Annotated in this window: 13 protein-coding genes; 3 read left to right on the forward strand and 10 right to left on the reverse strand. The window is 71.6% G+C overall.

Translation table 11 applies throughout. The annotated features are described in order from the left end of the window. Positions 1–56: 56 nt before the first annotated feature. Positions 57–506 carry a DoxX family protein gene (locus tag ACFUJR_RS28525; protein WP_383167582.1) on the forward strand — a complete coding sequence of 150 codons (450 nt, stop codon included), beginning with the start codon at positions 57–59 and terminating at the stop codon, positions 504–506. Continuing rightward, on the forward strand, positions 506–910 hold the full coding sequence (locus ACFUJR_RS28530) for a Zn-ribbon domain-containing OB-fold protein (RefSeq protein ID WP_383167585.1): 405 nt from the start codon (positions 506–508) through the stop codon (positions 908–910). The genes ACFUJR_RS28525 and ACFUJR_RS28530 overlap by 1 nt, the downstream gene beginning before the upstream one ends. Here the strand turns inward: ACFUJR_RS28530 and ACFUJR_RS28535 are convergent. From ACFUJR_RS28535 to ACFUJR_RS28545, 3 genes are all read right to left on the reverse strand, one after another. Next, complete coding sequence (locus tag ACFUJR_RS28535) at positions 899–2,854, reverse strand: protein kinase (RefSeq protein WP_383167588.1); 1,956 nt, start codon at positions 2,852–2,854, stop codon at positions 899–901. The two genes, ACFUJR_RS28530 and ACFUJR_RS28535, sit on opposite strands and share 12 nt — an antisense overlap. A 112-nt stretch (positions 2,855–2,966) precedes the next feature. Then, a complete protein-coding gene (locus ACFUJR_RS28540; RefSeq protein ID WP_383167591.1) occupies positions 2,967–4,067 on the reverse strand; it encodes a pentapeptide repeat-containing protein in 1,101 nt (366 codons plus the stop codon). Positions 4,068–4,165: 98 nt separating this feature from the next. After that, the gene (locus tag ACFUJR_RS28545; protein ID WP_383167594.1) at positions 4,166–4,801 is read right to left on the reverse strand and encodes an HAD family hydrolase; all 636 of its coding nucleotides are present in this window, start codon (positions 4,799–4,801) and stop codon (positions 4,166–4,168) included. 48 nt (positions 4,802–4,849) lie between these two features. Between ACFUJR_RS28545 and ACFUJR_RS28550 the strand changes: the two genes are divergently transcribed. Further along, entirely contained in the window at positions 4,850–5,239 is a 390-nt protein-coding gene (locus tag ACFUJR_RS28550; RefSeq protein WP_383167597.1) for an SSI family serine proteinase inhibitor, read from the forward strand. Positions 5,240–5,256: 17 nt separating this feature from the next. Here the strand turns inward: ACFUJR_RS28550 and ACFUJR_RS28555 are convergent, their stop codons facing one another. From ACFUJR_RS28555 to ACFUJR_RS28585, 7 genes are all read right to left on the reverse strand, one after another. Then, positions 5,257–7,542, reverse strand: coding sequence for an FG-GAP repeat domain-containing protein (locus ACFUJR_RS28555; RefSeq protein ID WP_383167600.1), 2,286 nt, complete (start codon positions 7,540–7,542; stop codon positions 5,257–5,259). Positions 7,543–7,653: 111 nt separating this feature from the next. Then, complete coding sequence (locus ACFUJR_RS28560; protein WP_383167603.1) at positions 7,654–9,918, reverse strand: FG-GAP repeat domain-containing protein; 2,265 nt, start codon at positions 9,916–9,918, stop codon at positions 7,654–7,656. Positions 9,919–10,024: 106 nt separating this feature from the next. Next, complete coding sequence (locus ACFUJR_RS28565; RefSeq protein WP_383167606.1) at positions 10,025–12,265, reverse strand: FG-GAP repeat domain-containing protein; 2,241 nt, start codon at positions 12,263–12,265, stop codon at positions 10,025–10,027. A gap of 60 nt (positions 12,266–12,325) precedes the next feature. Beyond that, positions 12,326–14,518: an FG-GAP repeat domain-containing protein gene (locus ACFUJR_RS28570; protein WP_383167609.1), complete on the reverse strand. Its 2,193-nt coding sequence runs from the start codon at positions 14,516–14,518 to the stop codon at positions 12,326–12,328. A gap of 40 nt (positions 14,519–14,558) precedes the next feature. After that, entirely contained in the window at positions 14,559–16,886 is a 2,328-nt protein-coding gene (locus tag ACFUJR_RS28575; RefSeq protein WP_383167612.1) for an FG-GAP repeat domain-containing protein, read from the reverse strand. A 157-nt stretch (positions 16,887–17,043) separates the two neighbouring features. After that, complete coding sequence (locus tag ACFUJR_RS28580; protein WP_383167616.1) at positions 17,044–17,559, reverse strand: DinB family protein; 516 nt, start codon at positions 17,557–17,559, stop codon at positions 17,044–17,046. 152 nt (positions 17,560–17,711) lie between these two features. Continuing rightward, positions 17,712–17,908 (reverse strand): hypothetical protein (locus ACFUJR_RS28585; protein WP_383450859.1); only part of this gene is annotated, 197 nt, incomplete at its 5' end.

Here is a 17,908-nt window from a genome sequence, read left to right on the forward strand (position 1 = left end):
ATCCGCTGAACTGACGTACCGTCAGATCAGGATCGAGGAGGGGCAGGTACCGACCGATGCAGACCGTCTGGCTCACCGGCGCCGAATGGCTCGCCGTCCTCCGCATCGGCCTCGGCCTCTGGTGGCTGGAGAGCTGGCGCCACAAGGACAAGAAGGGCTGGTTCGAGCGCGGCACGGGCATCGCCTGGGCGGCCGACGTCGCCGGAAAGCACCGGTGGTCCTTCGTGAAGCGGGGCTTCGAGTCGGTCGTCGCCCCCCGCGCGAAGCTGACGGCGTACGTCGTGGTCTACGCCGAACTGGCCCTGGGCCTCGGCCTCACCTTCGGCTTCCTCACCCCGATCGCCCTGGCCGGCGGCCTGCTCCTCAACCTTCTCTACCTCGGTCTGATGATCCACGACTGGGCCGAGCAGGGGCAGAACGCCATGATGGCCCTCATCTCGCTCGTCGCCCTCTTCGCCATGTCCTGGCAGACCTGGTCCCTCGACCACGCGATCGGACTCTTCTGATGACGGCCGCCGACCCCGACGTCGACGCCTTCACCCGCCCGTACTGGCAGGCGGCGGGGGAGGGCCGCCTGCTGCTCAGGCGCTGCGGAGCGTGCGGCCGGGCGCACCACTACCCGCGCGAGTTCTGCCCGCACTGCTGGAGCGAGGACGTGACGTGGGAGCGGGCGAGCGGCCGGGTCACGCTCTACACCTGGTCCGTCGTCCACCGCAACGACCTCCCGCCCTTCGGTGAGCGCGTGCCCTACGTGGCGGCGGTGGTCGACCTGGCGGAGGGCCCCCGGATGATGACCGAGGTCGTCGGCGTGACGGAGACGGACCTCCGGATCGGGATGGATCTGGAGGTCACGTTCCGGGCGGAGGGGGAGCTGAGGGTGCCGGTGTTCGGGCCGCCGTCAGAGTGCTGAGATGTTCCGCCAGAGCTGGGCGCGGCTGCCCGAGTCGCAGGCGTACGTGGTCAGGAACGGCGGCCCGACCGTCATGCACTCCTCGTTGCTCACGTTCATGATCGTCCGGCCGGCGGGCGTCGTGGCATGGATCTTCCACGCCTGCTTGCTGGAGCCGTTGCAGGTGGCGACGCCGACGCCGCCGGGGTTCCCGCCCGACTGGAGGCAGCGCCCGGTCTTCTTGTTCACCAGCCGGAAGGTGCCGTTCGCACCCGCCGAGTAGGTCCAGGAGTACGACATGGTGCCGCTGTTGTTGGGCACGGCACCGCACTCGTAGGTGTTGGCGAAGATGCCGTACCCCGGGTTGTACTCGCCCACGCACTCGCCGTTGGCGGCGTTCTCCAGCCAGTACGTCCCCGAGGGTGCGCTGCCGCCGCCGGAGGGCGGGGGCGCCGGCCGTGTGGTCCTCGGCGTGGACGGGGTGGAGCCCCCACCGTCTCCCGAGGGGCTGGAACCACCCGAACCACCCCCGGACGCCGAGCCCCCACCCCCGCCGCCGGGCACGGCGCCGCCACCGCCGGCCGCCGCACCGCCGGCCGCGGCGCCGTCCGTACCGGGGCCGGGCGGTGGGCCCGAGGGCGATCCCGAGGCCGAGGAGGAGGGTGACGCGGAGGAGGACGGGGTCGCGGTCGTCGGCGCGGGGTTGCCGGGCGCGGGCTGCGACGAGGTGGCGGAGGGCCGTGCCGCCGAGGAGTCGGGGCCCGCGCCCTGGCGGCCGATCTCGTACGGGCCGAGAGTGAAGGTGAGGGTGGTGCCGGTGGTCACGACGACCGGTACGGCGAACATGAAGAATCGATTTCGCCGCTCCCGTGGCCGGCCCGTGGCGTCGGGTCCGGTGGCCGCGGCCGCGTCGGGCCCCGCCGTCGCGGGCTCCTCGGGGCCCCGCGAGACGAGCGCCACCGTCCCGATGTCCACGGCCTGCCCGCTATCCCCGGGTTCCGCTTCCTCTTCGAGGTCCGCGAGCTGCTCGGCCGTCGGTGCCGCCGCGGCGAACGCGGCCCGCGCCTCGACCCGCGCCATGACGGCCGCCGGCCACGGGGTGTCCTCCACATAGCCGTCCGCGAGTTCGACGACCTGCGCGGCGGTCGGCCGGGCCGCGGGGTCCTTGGCGAGGCAGGCCCGCACGAGATGCGCCAGGGCGGGGGCGCTCTCCAGGAGCCGCCCGAAGTCGGGTTCCCCGTGGACGACGCGGTAGAGCAGGCCCGGCCCGGAACCGTCTCCGAACGGCGGACGCCCGGTCCCCGCGTACAGCAGCAGACCGCCGAGCCCGAAGACATCGGCCGCGCCCGTCAGTTCGCGCTCGGCGACGGCCTGTTCGGGCGCCATGTACGCGGGCGTCCCGACGACCATGCCGGTACGGGTCAGCCGGCTCTGGTCGGCCGCGCGCGCCACGCCGAAGTCGATGAGGGACAGGCCGTCGGGCGTCAGCATGACGTTGGACGGCTTGAGGTCGCGGTGCACCATGTCGGCGGCGTGCACGGCCTTGAGGCCGGCCGCCGCCTCCCGGAGAAGCCGCCACAGGGCGGGGACGGGCAGCGGGCCGCCGTGGAGCCTGAGCGCCTCGTCGAGGGTGATCCCCGGGACGTACTCGGTCGCGAACCACGGCGGTCTCGCCGTACGGTCGCTCGCCAGCAGCTTCACGCTCGCCCCGCCCGGCAGTCGCGCCAGGTTGTCGAGCTCGTGTCCGAAGTGGTTCAGGAAGTCCGGGTCCTCGGCGAGCACGGGAAGCACCCGCTTGACCGCCGCGAACTTCCCGGGCACGGCGCCGAGATAGACCCGCCCCATGCCGCCGGACCCCAGGACCCCGAGCAGCCTGAACGCGCCGATCCGCCGGGGATCCCCCGACTCCAACGGCGTGGCTCCGCTACCGGTCATGTACGAGTCGTCTTCCAGCTCCCCCTGCATGGCGGCAGGATAGCCGAGCTATCCACGGAACCGTACGATCCGTCAAGTCACGGAACAAGGACGACAGTTGGGCTCCGCCGTCGTGCGGCGGACAAGGCCGGGAGGGCCTTGCTCACGCCATGGACCGCAGCGGCGGTGCCTGCCACGTCACCCCCGGTGGCTGGAGCAGGGGCGAGGGCTCGGGGCCCGGGTCCTCGACGTCCACGACGCCGGCGGCCGCATGGTCGAAGCCGGCGGGCCAGCGCGTGCGCTCGCTGGCGAGAGCCCCGGTCAGCCGAGCCTCCGCCAGGTCGGCGGAGCTCAGGTCGGCGCCGCGCAGATCCGCCAGGCGGAGGTCGGCACGGCGGAGGACCGCGCCGCGGGCGTCGGCCTTGCGCAGGTTCGCCTCGCGCAGATCGGTCTCGGTGAAGTCGGCGTCACACAGATCGGTCTCGACCAGCTTCGCGCCCCGCATGTCGGCCAGGATGCAGCGAGCGCGCCGGAGAACCCCGGTCGTGAGATCCGCGTGCCGCAGGTTGACCGAGACCAGGGACGCCTGGGTCAGATTGACGCGGTAGAGACTCCCCGCCTCCATCGCGGCGCGGTCGAGGTTGACCTCGGGAAACCACAGCCCGTCACAGTCCGCCCGGCGCAGGTCGGTGTTGCTGAGATTGACCCAGGACTGCTCCCGGTTCCGGCACAGGACGCCGAGCGCCGTCAGCGCCACCTGGGAGTCGGGCGTGCGGGTCTCCAGCGGGGCTATGTCGTTGATGTGCACGTCCGGTGCCGGCGACTCCGGTGCCGAGGGCGGCCAGGGCAGGTGGGTGCGCAGATAGGCGGCCTGGATGGAGATGACGGCGTCCCGGTCGCGGGAGGACTGCTCCGCGATTCGCCACAGGGCGTGCAGGCCGCCGATACGGACATCCGGTTTGTCGCTGCCGAGCTGGTCCACCGCCCGGCTGAACCGGTCGGTCACGTACCCCTCCTGCGTGGCGCGCAGACCCGCCTGGCTCACCCGCAGTTGGCGCCACGTGGCGTAGGCCCCGAAGAGCAGGACGAGACCGCCGATCACCTGGAGCAGCGCCGTACGGACATCGTTCACCGCCTTCAGCCGATCCTGCGCCGCGACGCTCGCCCCGGCCAGATCGTGGCCGACCACCACACCCGGCAGTACGACGAACACCGAGGCCAGAACGGCCAACCCCGCCAAGCCCGCTGCCACAGCCCCGGTCACACGATGCCTGACCGCCCTGTGGAGCCGTCCCCGCCGCCCCTGGCCCCGCTCTCCCCGTTCCATGGGCACGAGAGCCTAGGGTGCGACCCCGAAGACGATCAAGAGAGCGGTGCGCGGAGGGAGGAGGCCAGGATCTCGGGAGCCGCCTCGGCGAGGGTGGCGAAGTGGCGGTGCGCACCGGCGGTCGGCCCGGGGGCGTTGACCGTCCACACCGTCATGCCTGCGTCGAGACCCGAGCGGACGCCGGACGGAGCGTCCTCGATCACCAGACAGTCGGCGGGCGAGGCTCCGAGCATCTCGGCCGCCAGCAGGTAGGGCGCCGGGGACGGCTTGCCCTCGGCGACGGAGGCGGCGTCCACGACGAGGTGCGGGAGCGGAAGGCCGGTTCTTTCGAAACGGCCACGGACCCGGTGCTCGTAGTTGGAGGTCACGAGCGCCCAGGAGCCGGGACGGAGAGCGGCGAGAAGCTCGGCCGCGCCCGCGAAGGCGGAGTACGTACCCGTCCGTACGTCCGCGTCCTCCAGCTCGTGCAGCAGCGCCAGACACGCGTCGGGGTCGAGGCCTGGCGCGACGGCGGCGAAGGTCTCGACGGGCCGGGTACAGAGCGCGACCGCGTACACCTCCTCCCCGTCGAGCCCGTGACGGTCCGCCCAGGCGTGCCAGACGCGGCGCTGGTTGGCGACGGCGTCCATGAGCGTGCCGTCGACGTCGAAGAGGATGAACTTCCCGGTCATGTGGGTGGAGCTTAGTGACCGGGGTCGGCGCGCCTCGTTGCCCGGGGCATGAAGAGCACCCTTCCCCTCGCCGTGGCCACGGCCACCGTCGCGGGCCTCGGCCTCGCGAGCGCGGCGGACGCCGCGCCGACCCCGCCCACCCGGATCTTCCTCACGATCACCTCCGGCGCGACCGGCGACGTGAAGGAGGTCTACCTCGGGTGCGGCCCCACCGGCGGCAACCACCCGCAGGCCGAGATCGCGTGCAGGGCCTTGGGCGACGCGGGCGGGGACTTCGACAGACTGGAGGGGCCCACCGAGATGATGTGTCCGATGATCTACGAACCGGTGGAGGCGGAGGCGCAGGGCACCTTCGACAACGTCCCGGTCGGCTGGAAGAAGGAGTTCGGCAACGCGTGCGAGCTGAACGCGAAGACGGGAGCCGTCTTCGCGTTCTGACGCTCACATCCGGGCGGCTAGAACACCGAGTCGACCGGTGCCGAGTCCCAGAGCAGGCTGCCGTTGACGGCGGGCTTGAACGGGGCAGCCGTGTCGCCGGTGCCCGCGTAGAACCTGGAGCCCGACCCTCCGACCGCGTACAGGTCGTTGCGGCCGTCGCGGTCGGCGTCGCCGATGCCGACGAGATGGGTGAACACACCCCACCCTCCGCCGATCCTCGTACGCGGCGCGTAGGTGCCGTCGCCCTTGCCCTCGTACAGCCAGAGGACACCGGACGTGTCGCGGGCGACGAGGTCTCCGGCCGGGCTGCCGGCGATGTCGCCGGTGGCGGTGAGCTGGTTGTAGATCCCCCAGCCCCAGCCGATCTTCTTGCGGGGTGCAAACGGCGCGCTCGTGCTGCCCGTGCCCTCGTAGAACCACAGGTCGCCGGCGGCGTCGGTGGCGAGGAGGTCGGACTTCCCGTCGCCGTCGAGGTCACTGCCGCCGGTGATCTTGTTGTAGATCTGCCAGCCGCCGCCGATCTTCGTCCGGGCGGCGAAGTTGCCGTCGCCCTTGCCCTGATAGAGCCAGAGCATGCCGTCCTTGTCCCGGGCGACGAGGTCGCCGGCCGGGCTGCCGGCGATGTTCCCGACGGCCTCCAGCTGGTCGTAGATCTGCCAGCCGCCGCCGATCCGTGCCCGGCCCGTCGAGTACGGATACGGCGCGGACGCCACCTTGACCGAGTCGTCGCGCCACAGGACGCCCGAGTCGTCACGGGAGAGGAGGTCCGGGCTGCTGTTGTCCGTGTAGTCGTGCAGGCCGGTCGTGCGGGTGACCTCGAAGGTGCCGGACTCCTTGAGGTCCGGGCCGATGCCGTTGTGCGGCGTGGCGTCGAACTCCCAGGTGTAGTCGCCGGCCGGCGCGAAGGAAGAGAGGCCTCCGGGGTCGGAGAGAAGCCCGCTCCAGGCGAAGTCGATGACCCTGGTGCCGTGGGAGGCCGACACGCCGCCGAACGTGCGCTGTGCGGTCTGCCCCGTACGGTTGTGACGCAGCGTCACGGTCCCCTTGGCGTTGTATCGGGAGAGGGTCCAGCTCAGCGTCGCCGAGCCGTCGTTCTCGTCCAGGTCGACGACCGCGGGAACGTCCGTCCTGAGCAGCTTGAGCGCGGTGGGAATGCCGGTGCTCGCGACGAGCGTGGCTGTGGGCGTGCCGTCGGCCCCGAGCGCGACGCGGTAGATGCCCTCGCCCTGGGCGAGGGTTCCGCCGCGCACCAGAAGGGCGCCGTCGGGGGTGGGGACGGCGGTTGTCGCGTGGTCGAGCAGTGTCACCGTCCGCTTGTCGACGACGTTGAGCGCGGTGAACGCGTAGCGATCGCTGTCGTACTGGGAGGACTGCGCGTACGGCACGGGGGTGTAGGCCAGCCAGTCGCCCAGGATGCTGACGTGTGCGCGCAGCGCGTTGCCCAGGTCGACCGCCTTGGCCGCCGGAGCACTGCCCTCCCCACCGCGGTCGGCGTACTTCAGTTCGTTCTTCGCCGTCGACGCGCCTTCCACCCAGGCGAGACGGTTCGCGGAGACCGCCGTGTCGACGGAGCTTCCGGCCGGGCCGACTTCGCGCTTCTCCACGACGGAGGCGGTGTCGACGTCCACGACGGCGAGGTGGAAGCGGCGGGCGTCGGGATCGTCCACGAAGTAGCGGACGAACATCGTGGTCGCGGACACGGGCTCCATGCTCTGGAACCGGAAGTTCGCCGGGAGGCCCTTCACCTTCCGGTCGGAGTCCTCGTGGATGCCCGCACGGATGAGGCGGAGTTCGCCCTGCTCGGTGTTCGAGTCCCAGGACGAGAAGGCGAGCGTCCTGCCGACGAGCCCCTTCCACGAGAGACGCGTGTCCGGCTGCTCGACGACCGTCGGGGAGCTGCCCGGCGACGCCATGTCGTGGAGTAGGTAGCGGGTCTTGGTGTCTTCCTTGGTGGCGATGGTGTCGGTACCACCGGCGTAGTAACCGCTGTACCGCGCGGGCAGCTCCGTGGTCGTGCCGGTGGACGTGCTCGTCCAGCGGAACACGGGCCCCGTGTCGGTGGCCTCGGCGGCCAGGAAGCCGCTCTGGCCGGCGCCGACGATCCGCGAGGTCGCGGGAATGGAGATGACGGCGTCCTGTGCGTCGGCGGGTGCGGCGGAGGCCGCCCGGACGACGCCGGTGGGTGCCGTGGGTGCCGCGTTCGCGTGGGCGGCCGTGGTCAGGGCCGTACCCGCCGTGACCGCGAGGACGGTGGTGACGGCGGCGGTGAGGCGATGACGAGCTGCGGCTCGTACGTGGAACACGTGAGGTCCTCCCCCAGAGAGACCGGGCGCACGATGCGCCACGCCCGGTCAGACTCGTGATCGCGAGGGAGGGTTGTGCGCATGACCGTCAGCGGTGCGGTGTCGCTCTCGTCACACGACCGAGGTGTGCGTCAGCCGCATGCCGTGGGGCACGTCGGCCCACTCCTTCGCCGCGAAGGGAGCGGTCGCGCTGCCGGTGCCCTTGTACAGGTACGTGCCCTTGGTGCCGTACGCGTACATGTCGGGGCGGCCGTCGCGGTTCGCGTCGCCGATGCCGACGAGGTGCGTGTACGCGTTCCAGCCGCCGCCGATCCGCGTACGCGGCGCGAAGGTGCCGTCGCCCCGGCCCTGGTAGAGCCAGAGGACACCGGAGGTGTCGCGGGCGACGAGGTCGCCTGCGGCGCCTCCGGCGATGTTGCCGACGGCGGTGAGCTGGTTGTAGATCTGCCAGCCGCCGCCGATCTTCACGCGAGAGGCGTAGGGCGCGCTCGCGCTGCCGGTGCCCTTGTAGTACCAGAGCGCACCGGCGTTGTCGGTGGCGAGGAGATCCGGGCGGCCGTCGCCGTTGAGGTCGGAGCCGGCGGCGATCTTGTTGTAGATCTGCCAGCCGCCGCCGATCTTGGTACGGGCGGTGAAGGTGCCGTCGCCCTTGCCGAGGTAGTGGTAGAGGACACCGGTGGTGTCGCGGGCGACCAGGTCACCGGCCTGACCGCCGGCGATGTTCCCCGCGGCCTCGATCTGGTTGAACATGTTCCAGCCGCTGCCGACGAGTGTCTGCTCCGCCGGGCGCAGCTGCTTGTTGGTGGCGTCGTAGTGGGTGTCGGTACGCCACAGCCTGCCCGCGGTGTCGCGCACGAGCACATCGGGGGAGCCGTTGCCGTCGAAGTCGTGCGGGGCGGCCTTGCGGGTGGCCGTGAACGCGCCCGTCTCCTTCAGCGTCGGCCCGATGGCGTTCATCGGCTCGGCGCTGATCTCCCAGGTGTAGGCGCCGGGGAGGGCGCTCTCGATGCCGTAGACCTCGTTGCGGAGATTGGCCTTCCAGTCGAAGCGCACGACACCGTTCTCGGGCTGGACGAAGCCCGTGACGTCCACCTTGCCGGTCGCCACGTGCCGGAGCGTCACCGTGCCCCGCACGTTGTACCGGGAGAGGGTGAACTCCAGTGGCGCCTTGCCGCCGTTGGCGTCGAGGTCGATCGCGGCGGGGACCTTGTGGCCGAGCAGGGCGACCTTGGTGGACTCGCCGCTGCTCGCGACGAGCGTGGCGGTCGGGGCGCCGTCGGCACCAGGCGCGATCCGGTAGACGCCCTCGCCCTGTTCGACCGTACCGCCACGCACCATCTGGGCGCCGTCGGGCGCGACGGCGGCGGTGAGAGTGTGATCGAGGAGCTTACGGGTGGTGCCGTCCTTGAGGCTGCGCGCGGTCAGGTGGGTGAGCGTGTGCGTCTCGATGTGGGTGAGGCCCGTCCGCGAGCCGTACGTCACCCAGTCGCCCACCAGGCCGACCTCGATGTCCGACCGCCACGCGGTGCCGACCTTCGCCTCCCGGCGCGTGCCGGTGGAGCGGTCGACAGCCACGACGGTCGTGTCGTGCCCGTGGTTGAACTCGCCGTACTCGACCCAGGCGACGTGCGTGGCGGAGACGGCGAGGTTGCTCTTGCCGATCGTGGCCGCCGCGGGCAGCTCGTACGTCTCCGTGATCGCGTTGGTGGCCAGGTCGAGCAGGCCGATGTGCTTCTTCGTGTCCGCACCCGTGCCGGTGGTGTAGGTCACCAGGGCGTGCGCGGCCGTGCCGGGCTTGACCTTGACGTCGGTGGCGGTGCCCGGAAGGCCGGTGGTCATCCTGCCCGACCACGAGCCGGTGGCGCTGTGCATGTGGATGAGCCGGTCACCGTTGTCGTTGAGCAGCGTGCTGAAGAGGGCCCGGCCCGCGGCGCCCGCGTAGGTGCGGCCGGTTCCGAAGGAGATCGACTTGATGGTCGCTCCGTCGGCCGCCATGTCGTACAGCGCGGCTCCGTCGGCCCAGCCGGTGGCGATGATGTCCCCCGAACCGGTACTCGTGTACTGGTAGTACCAGTTCAGCTCCGTCGCGGGCGAGCCGTCCGACGGCAGCCAGTAGTGGGTGTAGGTGGGGGTGGTGCTCTCGCCTATGGGCGGGCCCGCGGTGCGGGTCAGGTGGCCCGTGGCGCCCGCGCCGTAGATGGTGCTCTTGGCCGGGAACGAACCGACGTCCGTGGCCGCCGCTTCCGCGATCGCGCCGTCTGCGACGGGCGCGGCGACCGCCGGAGCGGCCAGCGCGCCGCCGCCGGCGGTGACGGCGAGCACGGTGACGACGGCGGCGACGACGAGCCGGCGACGGTCGGGACGAGCGTGGATCAAGACGGTTCCTCTCAAGTGACGGGGGCTCACCAGGGGTTGCGCACCCGGTCAGAGCCTTGATCACGGCAGAAGGTTGTACGGCGGTCGGCCCGCCGCGGGGGGTCGGTCAGGCGACCGCGGGGTTGTCCGTTGCCGGGCCGTCCACGCCGGTGAGTTCCCTCCCGCGGAAGGGGGCGCTCCAGCTGCCCGTGCCCTTGTACAGGTAGCCGCTGCCGATGCTCCAGCGGTCACCGGCGGTGTACGCGTACAGGTCGGGGCGGCCGTCGCGGTTCGCGTCGCCGACGCCGACGAGGTGGGTGTACGCGTTCCAGCCGGCGCCGATCTTCGTACGGGCGGCGAAGGTGCCGTCGCCCCTGCCGAGGTAGAGCCAGAGCACGCCGGCCTTGTCGCGGGCGACGAGGTCTCCGGCGGCTCCGCCGGCGATGTTGCCGACGGCGGTGATCTGGTTGTAGATCCCCCAGCCGGTGCCGACCTTGACACGGGCGGCGAACGGGGCGCTCCGGTTGCCGGTGCCCTTGTAGAGGTAGAGGCCGCCGCCCGCGTCGGTGGCGAGCAGGTCGGGCTTCCCGTCGCCGTTGAGGTCGCTGCCGCCGGTGATCTTGTTGTAGACGCCCCAGCCTGCGCCGATCCTCGTCCGCGCGGTGAAGGTGCCGTCGCCCTTGCCGAGGTAGTGCCAGAGGACGCCGGCCTTGTCGCGGGCGACGATGTCACCCGTGGACGCGCCCCCGATGTCGCCCACGGCCTCGATCTGGTCGTAGATGTTCCAGCCCGAGCCGATGACCTTGCTCTCCGCCTCCACCAGCTGGCCGGAGTTCGCGTATGGGGAGTAGAAGGAGTCGAGGCGGATCAGCCGGCCCGACGAGTCCCGCAGGAGGACGTCCGGCGAGCCGTTGTCGGTGTAGTCGTGCGGCGCGGGCTTCCGGACGACCTTGAAGGTGCCGGAGGAGGTCAGGGTCGGCCCGATGCCGTTGAGCGGCCGGGCGCTGATCTGCCAGGTGTAGTCGCCGTTGTAGGCGCTGCGGGCCCAGTCGAGATCGCCTGCCCATTCGAACGCGTACGTCGGCGTGTCCGGCTGGTCGTAGAGGTACCCGACGGTCGTCTTCCCGGTCCGGGTGTGCCGCAGCGTGAACGTCACCTCCGCCTGGCCCCGAGACAGGTTCCATACGAGCGGAACCCGGCCGCCGTTGGCGTCGAGGTCGATCGTGCTCGGGATGTTGTGCTCGACGAGCGTGAGCTTGGTCGGTTCGCCGGTGCTCGCCACGAAGGTGGCGGCCGGGACGCCGTCGGCTCCGGGCGCGATCCGGTAGAGACCCTCGCCCTGCGCGAGCGTGCCGCCGCGCACGACCTGGGTGCCGTCGGGGGCGGCGGCGGCCGAGGTCAGGTGGTCGAGGAGCTTGCGGGTGGTCTTTCCGTCCGTCAGGTTGCGGGCGGTCAGCGCGTTCAGGGCGCTCGGGTCGCCGTTGCTGAGACCGTCGAGCCTGCCGTAGGTCAGCCAGTCGCCGACCAGGCCGAGCTCGATCTTGTACGCCCACTCGTCGCCGAGCCGGACGGTCTGCTTCCGACCGTTCGAACGGTCGACCACGACGATCGTCGCCGCGTACTGTGCCGTGTACTCGACCCAGGCGACGTGCGTCGCCGACACGGCGACGTCGCCGGTCACGTCGGACGTGGCGGGTGCGTACGTCTCGGTCACGGCGCCGGTGGCGAGGTCGACGAGGCCGAGGAACCGCTTGGTCGCCGTCCCCGTGCCGGTGGAGTACGTCAGCAGGCCGTGGTGGGCCGTGCCCGCCTTGACGGACATGCCCGTGGCACCCGCGGGGAGGCCGGTCACCGGCTCGTCCGCGCCGCCCCCGGTGTGGATGTGGAGATCCCGGCCCCCGGTCGCGTTGCCGGAGGTGGTGAAGAGGGCCTGGCCGGCAGCGCCCGCGTACTCCCGGAGGACCTCGCGCGGGCCGAGGAAGACGCTCGTCAGCTGGCGGCCGTCGGAGATGTCCACGAGCTTGGCATCATCGCCCACGCGCATGCCGACGAGGTTCCCGGAGCCGGTGCCCTGCAGGGGGAAGTTCGACGGCAGGTTCTTCGGAGCGGACCCGTCCGCCGGTACCCAGCGCCGATCGAACGACGCGGAGGCGTGGGTCAAGAAACCGGACGCGGTGACACCGGAGAGCTTGTCGCCGCGCGGGAACGAGATGACGTCCTGTGCGGCCGCCGAACCCGTCGTCGCTGTGGCTTCGGAGGCCGGCGCGGCGACCGCCGGAGCGGCCAGCGCGCCGCCGCCGGCGGTGACGGCGAGCACGGTGACGACGGCGACGACGAGCCGGCGACGGGCGGGACGAGCGTGGATCAATGCAGGTTCCTCTCAAGCGACCAGGCGCACCACGGGTGACGCGCCCGGTCAGACCCTTGATCACGACAGAAGGTTGTACACGTCTCCGGGTTCTTCAACGACCGCGATCTCCCGCGCCTTGAAGGGGGCGCGCCAGTCGCCCGTGCCCTTGTAGAGGTACGAGCTCTCGGCGTTGTACGCGAGGAGGTCAGGACGCCCGTCCCGGTTGGCGTCGCCGGTGCCGACGAGGTGGGTGTACGTGTTCCAGCCTGCGCCGATCTTCGTGCGGGCGGCGAAGGTGCCGTCGCCTTTGCCGAGGTAGAGCCACAGCACGCCCGCCTTGTCGCGGGCGAGGAGGTCTCCGGCGGGGCCTCCGGCGATGTTGCCGGTCGCGGTGAGCTGGTTGTAGATGCCCCAGCCGTGGCCGATCTTCTTCCGTGCGGAGAAGGGCGAAGTGTGGCTGCCGGTCGCCTGGTAGAGCCACAGGTCTCCGGCCTTGTCGGTGGCGACGAGATCGGGTCGGCCGTCGCCCGTCAGGTCACTGCCGGCGGCGAGCTGGGTGTAGGTGTTCCAGCCCGCGCCGATCTTCGTACGGGCGGTGAAGGTGCCGTCGCCCCTTCCGAGGTAGAGCCACAGCACGCCCGCCTTGTCGCGGGCGACGAGGTCTCCGACGGACATCCCCCCGAGGTTGCCGGTGGCCTCGATCCGGTCGTAGACCTGCCAGCCGGAGCCGACGAGCCTGGGCCGACCCCGCAACTGGTCGCCGCCCGGGGCGTAGTTCGTGTCGCTGCGCCACAGCTTGCCCGCGCCGTCGCGCAGGAGCACGTCGGGGGTGCCGTTGTCGTTGAAGTCGTGCGGGGCGGTCTTGCGGACGACCCTGAACGTGCCGGACTCCTTCAGCACCGGTCCGATGCCGTTCAGGGGCCGGGCGCTGATCTCCCAGGTGTAGTCGCCGTTGTAGACGTAGGGGCCCCACGGGAGGCGGGCGATGCGTTCCCTGACGAGTTCGTCCTGGCTGGGGTACAGGTACGCCGTCTCCGTCGTCCCCGTCCGTGTGTGGCGCAGGGTGACGGTCATCTCCACGTCGACCCGGGACAGTTCCCAGTCCAGGTCGACCATCCCGCCGTTGCGGTCGAGATCGATCACGCTCGGGATGCTGTGCCGCACCAGCGTGACCTTGGTCGGCTCTCCGGTGGTTGCGACGAGGGTGGCGATCGGAGCACCGTCCACGCCGGGCGCGATCCGGTACAGCCCCTCGCCCTGGGCGACCGTGCCACCGCGTACCAGTTGTGTGCCGTCGGGGGCCATGACCTCGGACGCGACGTGATCCAGGAGCTTGCGCGTGGATCCGTCCTTGAGGGAACGGGCGGTCAGGGCGTACTTGGGCTCCGGCCCGTACCCTCCCTTCTCCGCGTACGTCACCCAGTCACCGGCGAGGCCGACAGCGGGGGAGCTCAGGCTTCCGAGCGGGAAGCGCTGCGTCGCGCCCGTCTGCCGGTCCGACACGACCAGCGTCGTGTCGCCGGACACGAGGGACCTCTGCGCCCAGGCCCTGTGCGTGTCCGACTCGGCGGAGTCGTCGATCACCGCGTCCGGACCGGGTGCCGCGAGAGCGCGGACCCCGACGACCGTAGCGGTCGCGAGGTCCACCACGGCCTCGTGCCTGTCCGCCGTTCCGGTCGCGTAGGTCACGTTCGCCGTCCCGGGCTCCGTGCCGTCCCGGCCGGTGATGAGGATGGCGTCCGGAGGCAGTCCGGTCACCGACCTCCGCTTCACCGCGCCGTCGATCATGCTGTACAGCCGGAGGGACCCGTCGCCGACCGAGGAGAGAATGGTGGAAGCGGCGGCTCCGATGGCCCGTCCCTCGGGATAGCCCACCGTCTCGGGCGGGACCACCACGACGTCCGATCCCGTGGCCATGTCCGTCAGCACGATGCCCCGCCAACCGTGGTCGGCAACGAGGCGGTCCGTACCGGGAACGCCGACGACCCGCATGCCGGGGAGCACGGTCGAGGAACCGTCCGAGAATCGCGTCCATCGGATCTCGTTGGAGTACCACGCCTGCGTCAGGAACCCTGTCCGGCCCGCAAAAACGATGGTGGCGCTCTTGGGGAACGCGATGACGTCCTGCTGGTCCGTCCCCGAGGCGGGCAGAACCGGTCCCTCGGAGACCGGAGCGGCGACGGCCGGTCCGGCTGCCGGAGTGCCCGCCGTCATGGCGAGGGCGGCCGTGATCGCCGCGGCGAGACGGCGGGTGGAGCGTGCGGAACTCAAGGTCTCTCCCTGCGAGGCGGGTCGGCGACGGAGGCGTCGATCAGGCGAAGTGGTCGTACCGGCGCTCGGTGCCGTCGAAGACCACGCCGATCTGCTCGCGCGGCTTGAAGGGCGTGCGCCAGTCGCCCGTCCCCTTGTAGAGGACCGGGCCATGGGGCTCCGCCGTGTTCACCGCGTACAGGTCGGGGCGTCCGTCGCGGTTGGCGTCGCCGATGCCGACGAGGTGGGTGTAGGTGTTCCAGCCGCCGCCGATCCGGATGCGGGAGGCGAAGGTGCCGTCGCCCTTGCCGAGGTAGAGCCAGAGGGTGCCGGCCTTGTCGCGGGCGAGGAGGTCTCCGGCGGTGGCTCCGGCGATGTTGCCGGTGGCGGTGAGCTGGTTGTAGATGCCCCAGCCGTGGCCGATCTTCTTGCGGGGTGCGAAGGGGGCCTTGTGGTTCCCGGTGGCCTTGTAGAGGTAGAGGCCGCCGGCCTTGTCGGTGGCGACGAGGTCGGGGCGTCCGTCGCCGGTCAGGTCGCTGCCGCCGGCGAGGTGGGTGTACGTGTTCCAGCCGCCGCCGACCCGGATTCGGGCGGTGAAGGTGCCGTCGCCCTTGCCGAGGTAGAGCCAGAGGACGCCTGCCCTGTCGCGGGCGACGAGGTCTCCGACCGCCATCCCGCCGAGGTTGCCGGTGGCCTCGATCCGGTCGTAGACCTGCCAGCCGCCGCCGACGAGTTCGACGGGGGGCTGGTCGAGCTGGCTGAGCTCGGAACGGTAGAACGTGTCGCCCATCCACAGCCGTCCCGCCGTGTCCCGCGTGAGCACGTCGGGGGAGCCGTCGCCGTCGTAGTCGTGCGGCGCCGGCGGGCGGGTGACGGTGAACGTGCCGGAGGCGCGCAGGTTCGGGCCGATGCCGTTCAGCGGCTTGGCGTCGATCTGCCAGGTGTACGGACCCGCGGTCGCCCCGCTCCAGAGGTCGGGCGTGCCGTTCCAGGGCACGTCGCCCGCCCAGTCGTAGAAGGCGCGATGCGGGTCCTCGTAGCTGACGGAGAGGGGATGGACGTCATCCGTCCGCGTCTCGCCGGTACGGGTGTTGCGCAGGGTGACGGTCATGGTCACGTTGATGCGCGAGAGCCGCCACTCCAGCCGCGCCCGGCCGCCGTTACCGCTCAGGTCGATCGTCGCGGGGATGCTGTGGCCCAGCAGCGTCACCTTCGTGGACTCACCGCTCGTGGCGACCTGCGTGACGACGAGCGCGCCGTCGGCCCCGGCGGCTATCCGGTACAGCCCCTCGCCGCCCGCCAGCGTGCCCCCCTGGACGGTCAGCGTGCCGTCCGGGCCGGCGAGGAGGGTCTTCACGGTGTCGAGGAGCTTGTGGGTGGACCCCGTCTTCAGGTCGCGCGCGGTGAGCGCGTACATCGGGCTGGGGTTGCGCTCCAGGAGACCGTCGGGCTGCGCGTAGACGACGTAGTCGCCGACGAGGCCGATCGTGAGGTCGCCCGACGCGCCCAGCGGGATGCGCTGGACGGCGCGGGTCGCGCGGTCGAGGACGACGAGCGTCTTCATCTGGACGTCGGTCTGCTCGACCCACGCGACGTGGGTCGAGGAGAGCGTGGGCGTCCCGTTGACCCGGACCATCTCGCGGGTCTCGGTGACCGCCGCCGTCGCGAGGTCGACCAGGGCCCAGTGGGACGCTTGGGCTCCTCCCGTACGGATCGACAGCAGCGCGTGTCCGCCTGCCGCACCCACGACGAAGGCCGAGGAGGTGTTCGCCGGAAGGCCGGTCACCGTGCGCTGGGCGGGGGCGGTGCCTTCGCCCTTGTCGACCAGGCGGAGACTCTCACGGCCGGTCGCCGGGTCCGTCGAGCCGACGAGGAGCGTCGAGCGGACGGCCCCGGCGAACCGGGCGTTGCCGCCGAGGGTGCTCAGATCGACGGAGAGGACCTGCGTGTCCGTCGCCATGTCCCGGAGGGTGACGAAGGAGCCACTCTGCCGGACCACCACGTCGGAGTCGCGCGAGCCGAAGGTGAAGGGCGCCGTGACGTCGGTCGTCGACCCGTCCGCGTACCGGGTCCAGCTGGCCGGAATGGGATGGCCGTCCCTCGCCCACGTGAGGAAGCCGGTCCTGCCCGCGCTCCAGAGGTCGGCGTCCTTGGGGAACGGGACCGCCGCCTGCTGCTGTCCGCTGGTGGCGGTGGCGGTGGCGGTGGCGGTGGCGGTGGCGGTGGCGGTGGCGGTGGCGGTGGCGGTGGCGGTGGCGGTGGCGGTGGCCGGTGCGGCCTCCGGCGCCGAGTCGGCGGCGACCGCCGGGCCGGCACCCAGAGTCGTGGCGAGCGCGACGGCGACCGAGACGGTGAGTCTGCGGCGTGCGGCATGAGACTGGTGGCGCATGGACGGGTGCCCTCCCCTGAGGCGACCGCACGGCGCGACGAACGGTGGGAGCACCGGCGGTCGGAAGCAACGGAGGCAGCCGGAGGTTTCCCCCCATCCGGATCATCGCCTCACGTGATCTGATCGACGGAGGATAGCAATCCGCGCCGACAGGGCTTCACACCCCTTCCCGCCGCTCCACCACCCCCCGCACGTACGCGGCCTGCCCCGCGTGCTGGTTGTCCTCCGCGATCACGCTCACCAGGCGCACGCCCAGCGTGACCGGCGGGTCCCAGGCGTCGTCCACGACGCGGTCGAGGTCCGCGTTCGTCAGGGTGCCGAGGTGCTCCAGGGACCGTGCGTGCACCGCGTCGTAGTAGCCGAGCAGCAGTTCCGCCGGAACCCTGACCTTGGCGACCTGGCTGCTGGAGTGGCCGTAACCGGTGGCGCGCGCGGGGAAGGGCAGGCCGAATCGGGCCTTCCAGTCGTCCTCCGTCCAGACCTGCTCGGTACCGAACACACCCGCGACGTGGTCGTCCTGGATACGGGTCAGATGCCAGACCAGCCAGGCGATCGAGTTCGCGTCCTCGTCGATCCGCTCCGCCAGCTCGTCCTCCGACAGTCCTTCGACGGCCCCGTGCACGGCCTCCTGGACGCGCCCGAACGCGTCCAGCAGCAGGTCGGCGCTCTTCATACGGCTCCGGCTCCCTTCAGGGGATCAGGTCGGCGGGTCCGGCTCGGCCCGAGGCCCGGGTCCGGCCGCCGCGATGGTCTTCCCCCAGTGGGCCACGGAAGGCGCGGGGGACGGGCGGAACGGCCTGGGACCGGGCCAGGAGTCGGACGATTTCACCTGAGCGGTGGAGGAGTCTCCTCTCCGGCGATCCGGGCGACCGGCGATCCGGCGGTCCGGCGGTCCGGCGGTCCGGCGGTCCGTGCGAGGGCGCCGGTCCGTGGGTCCGTGCGAGGGCGTCGGGGGTCCCGGGCACCCGGGGTCTTCAGGATGTCCAGGACGTTCAGCACGCGCCGGTGGCGGAGGGCGAGGC

Source organism: Streptomyces sp. NPDC057271 (assembly GCF_042668715.1).
Lineage (GTDB): Bacteria > Actinomycetota > Actinomycetes > Streptomycetales > Streptomycetaceae > Streptomyces.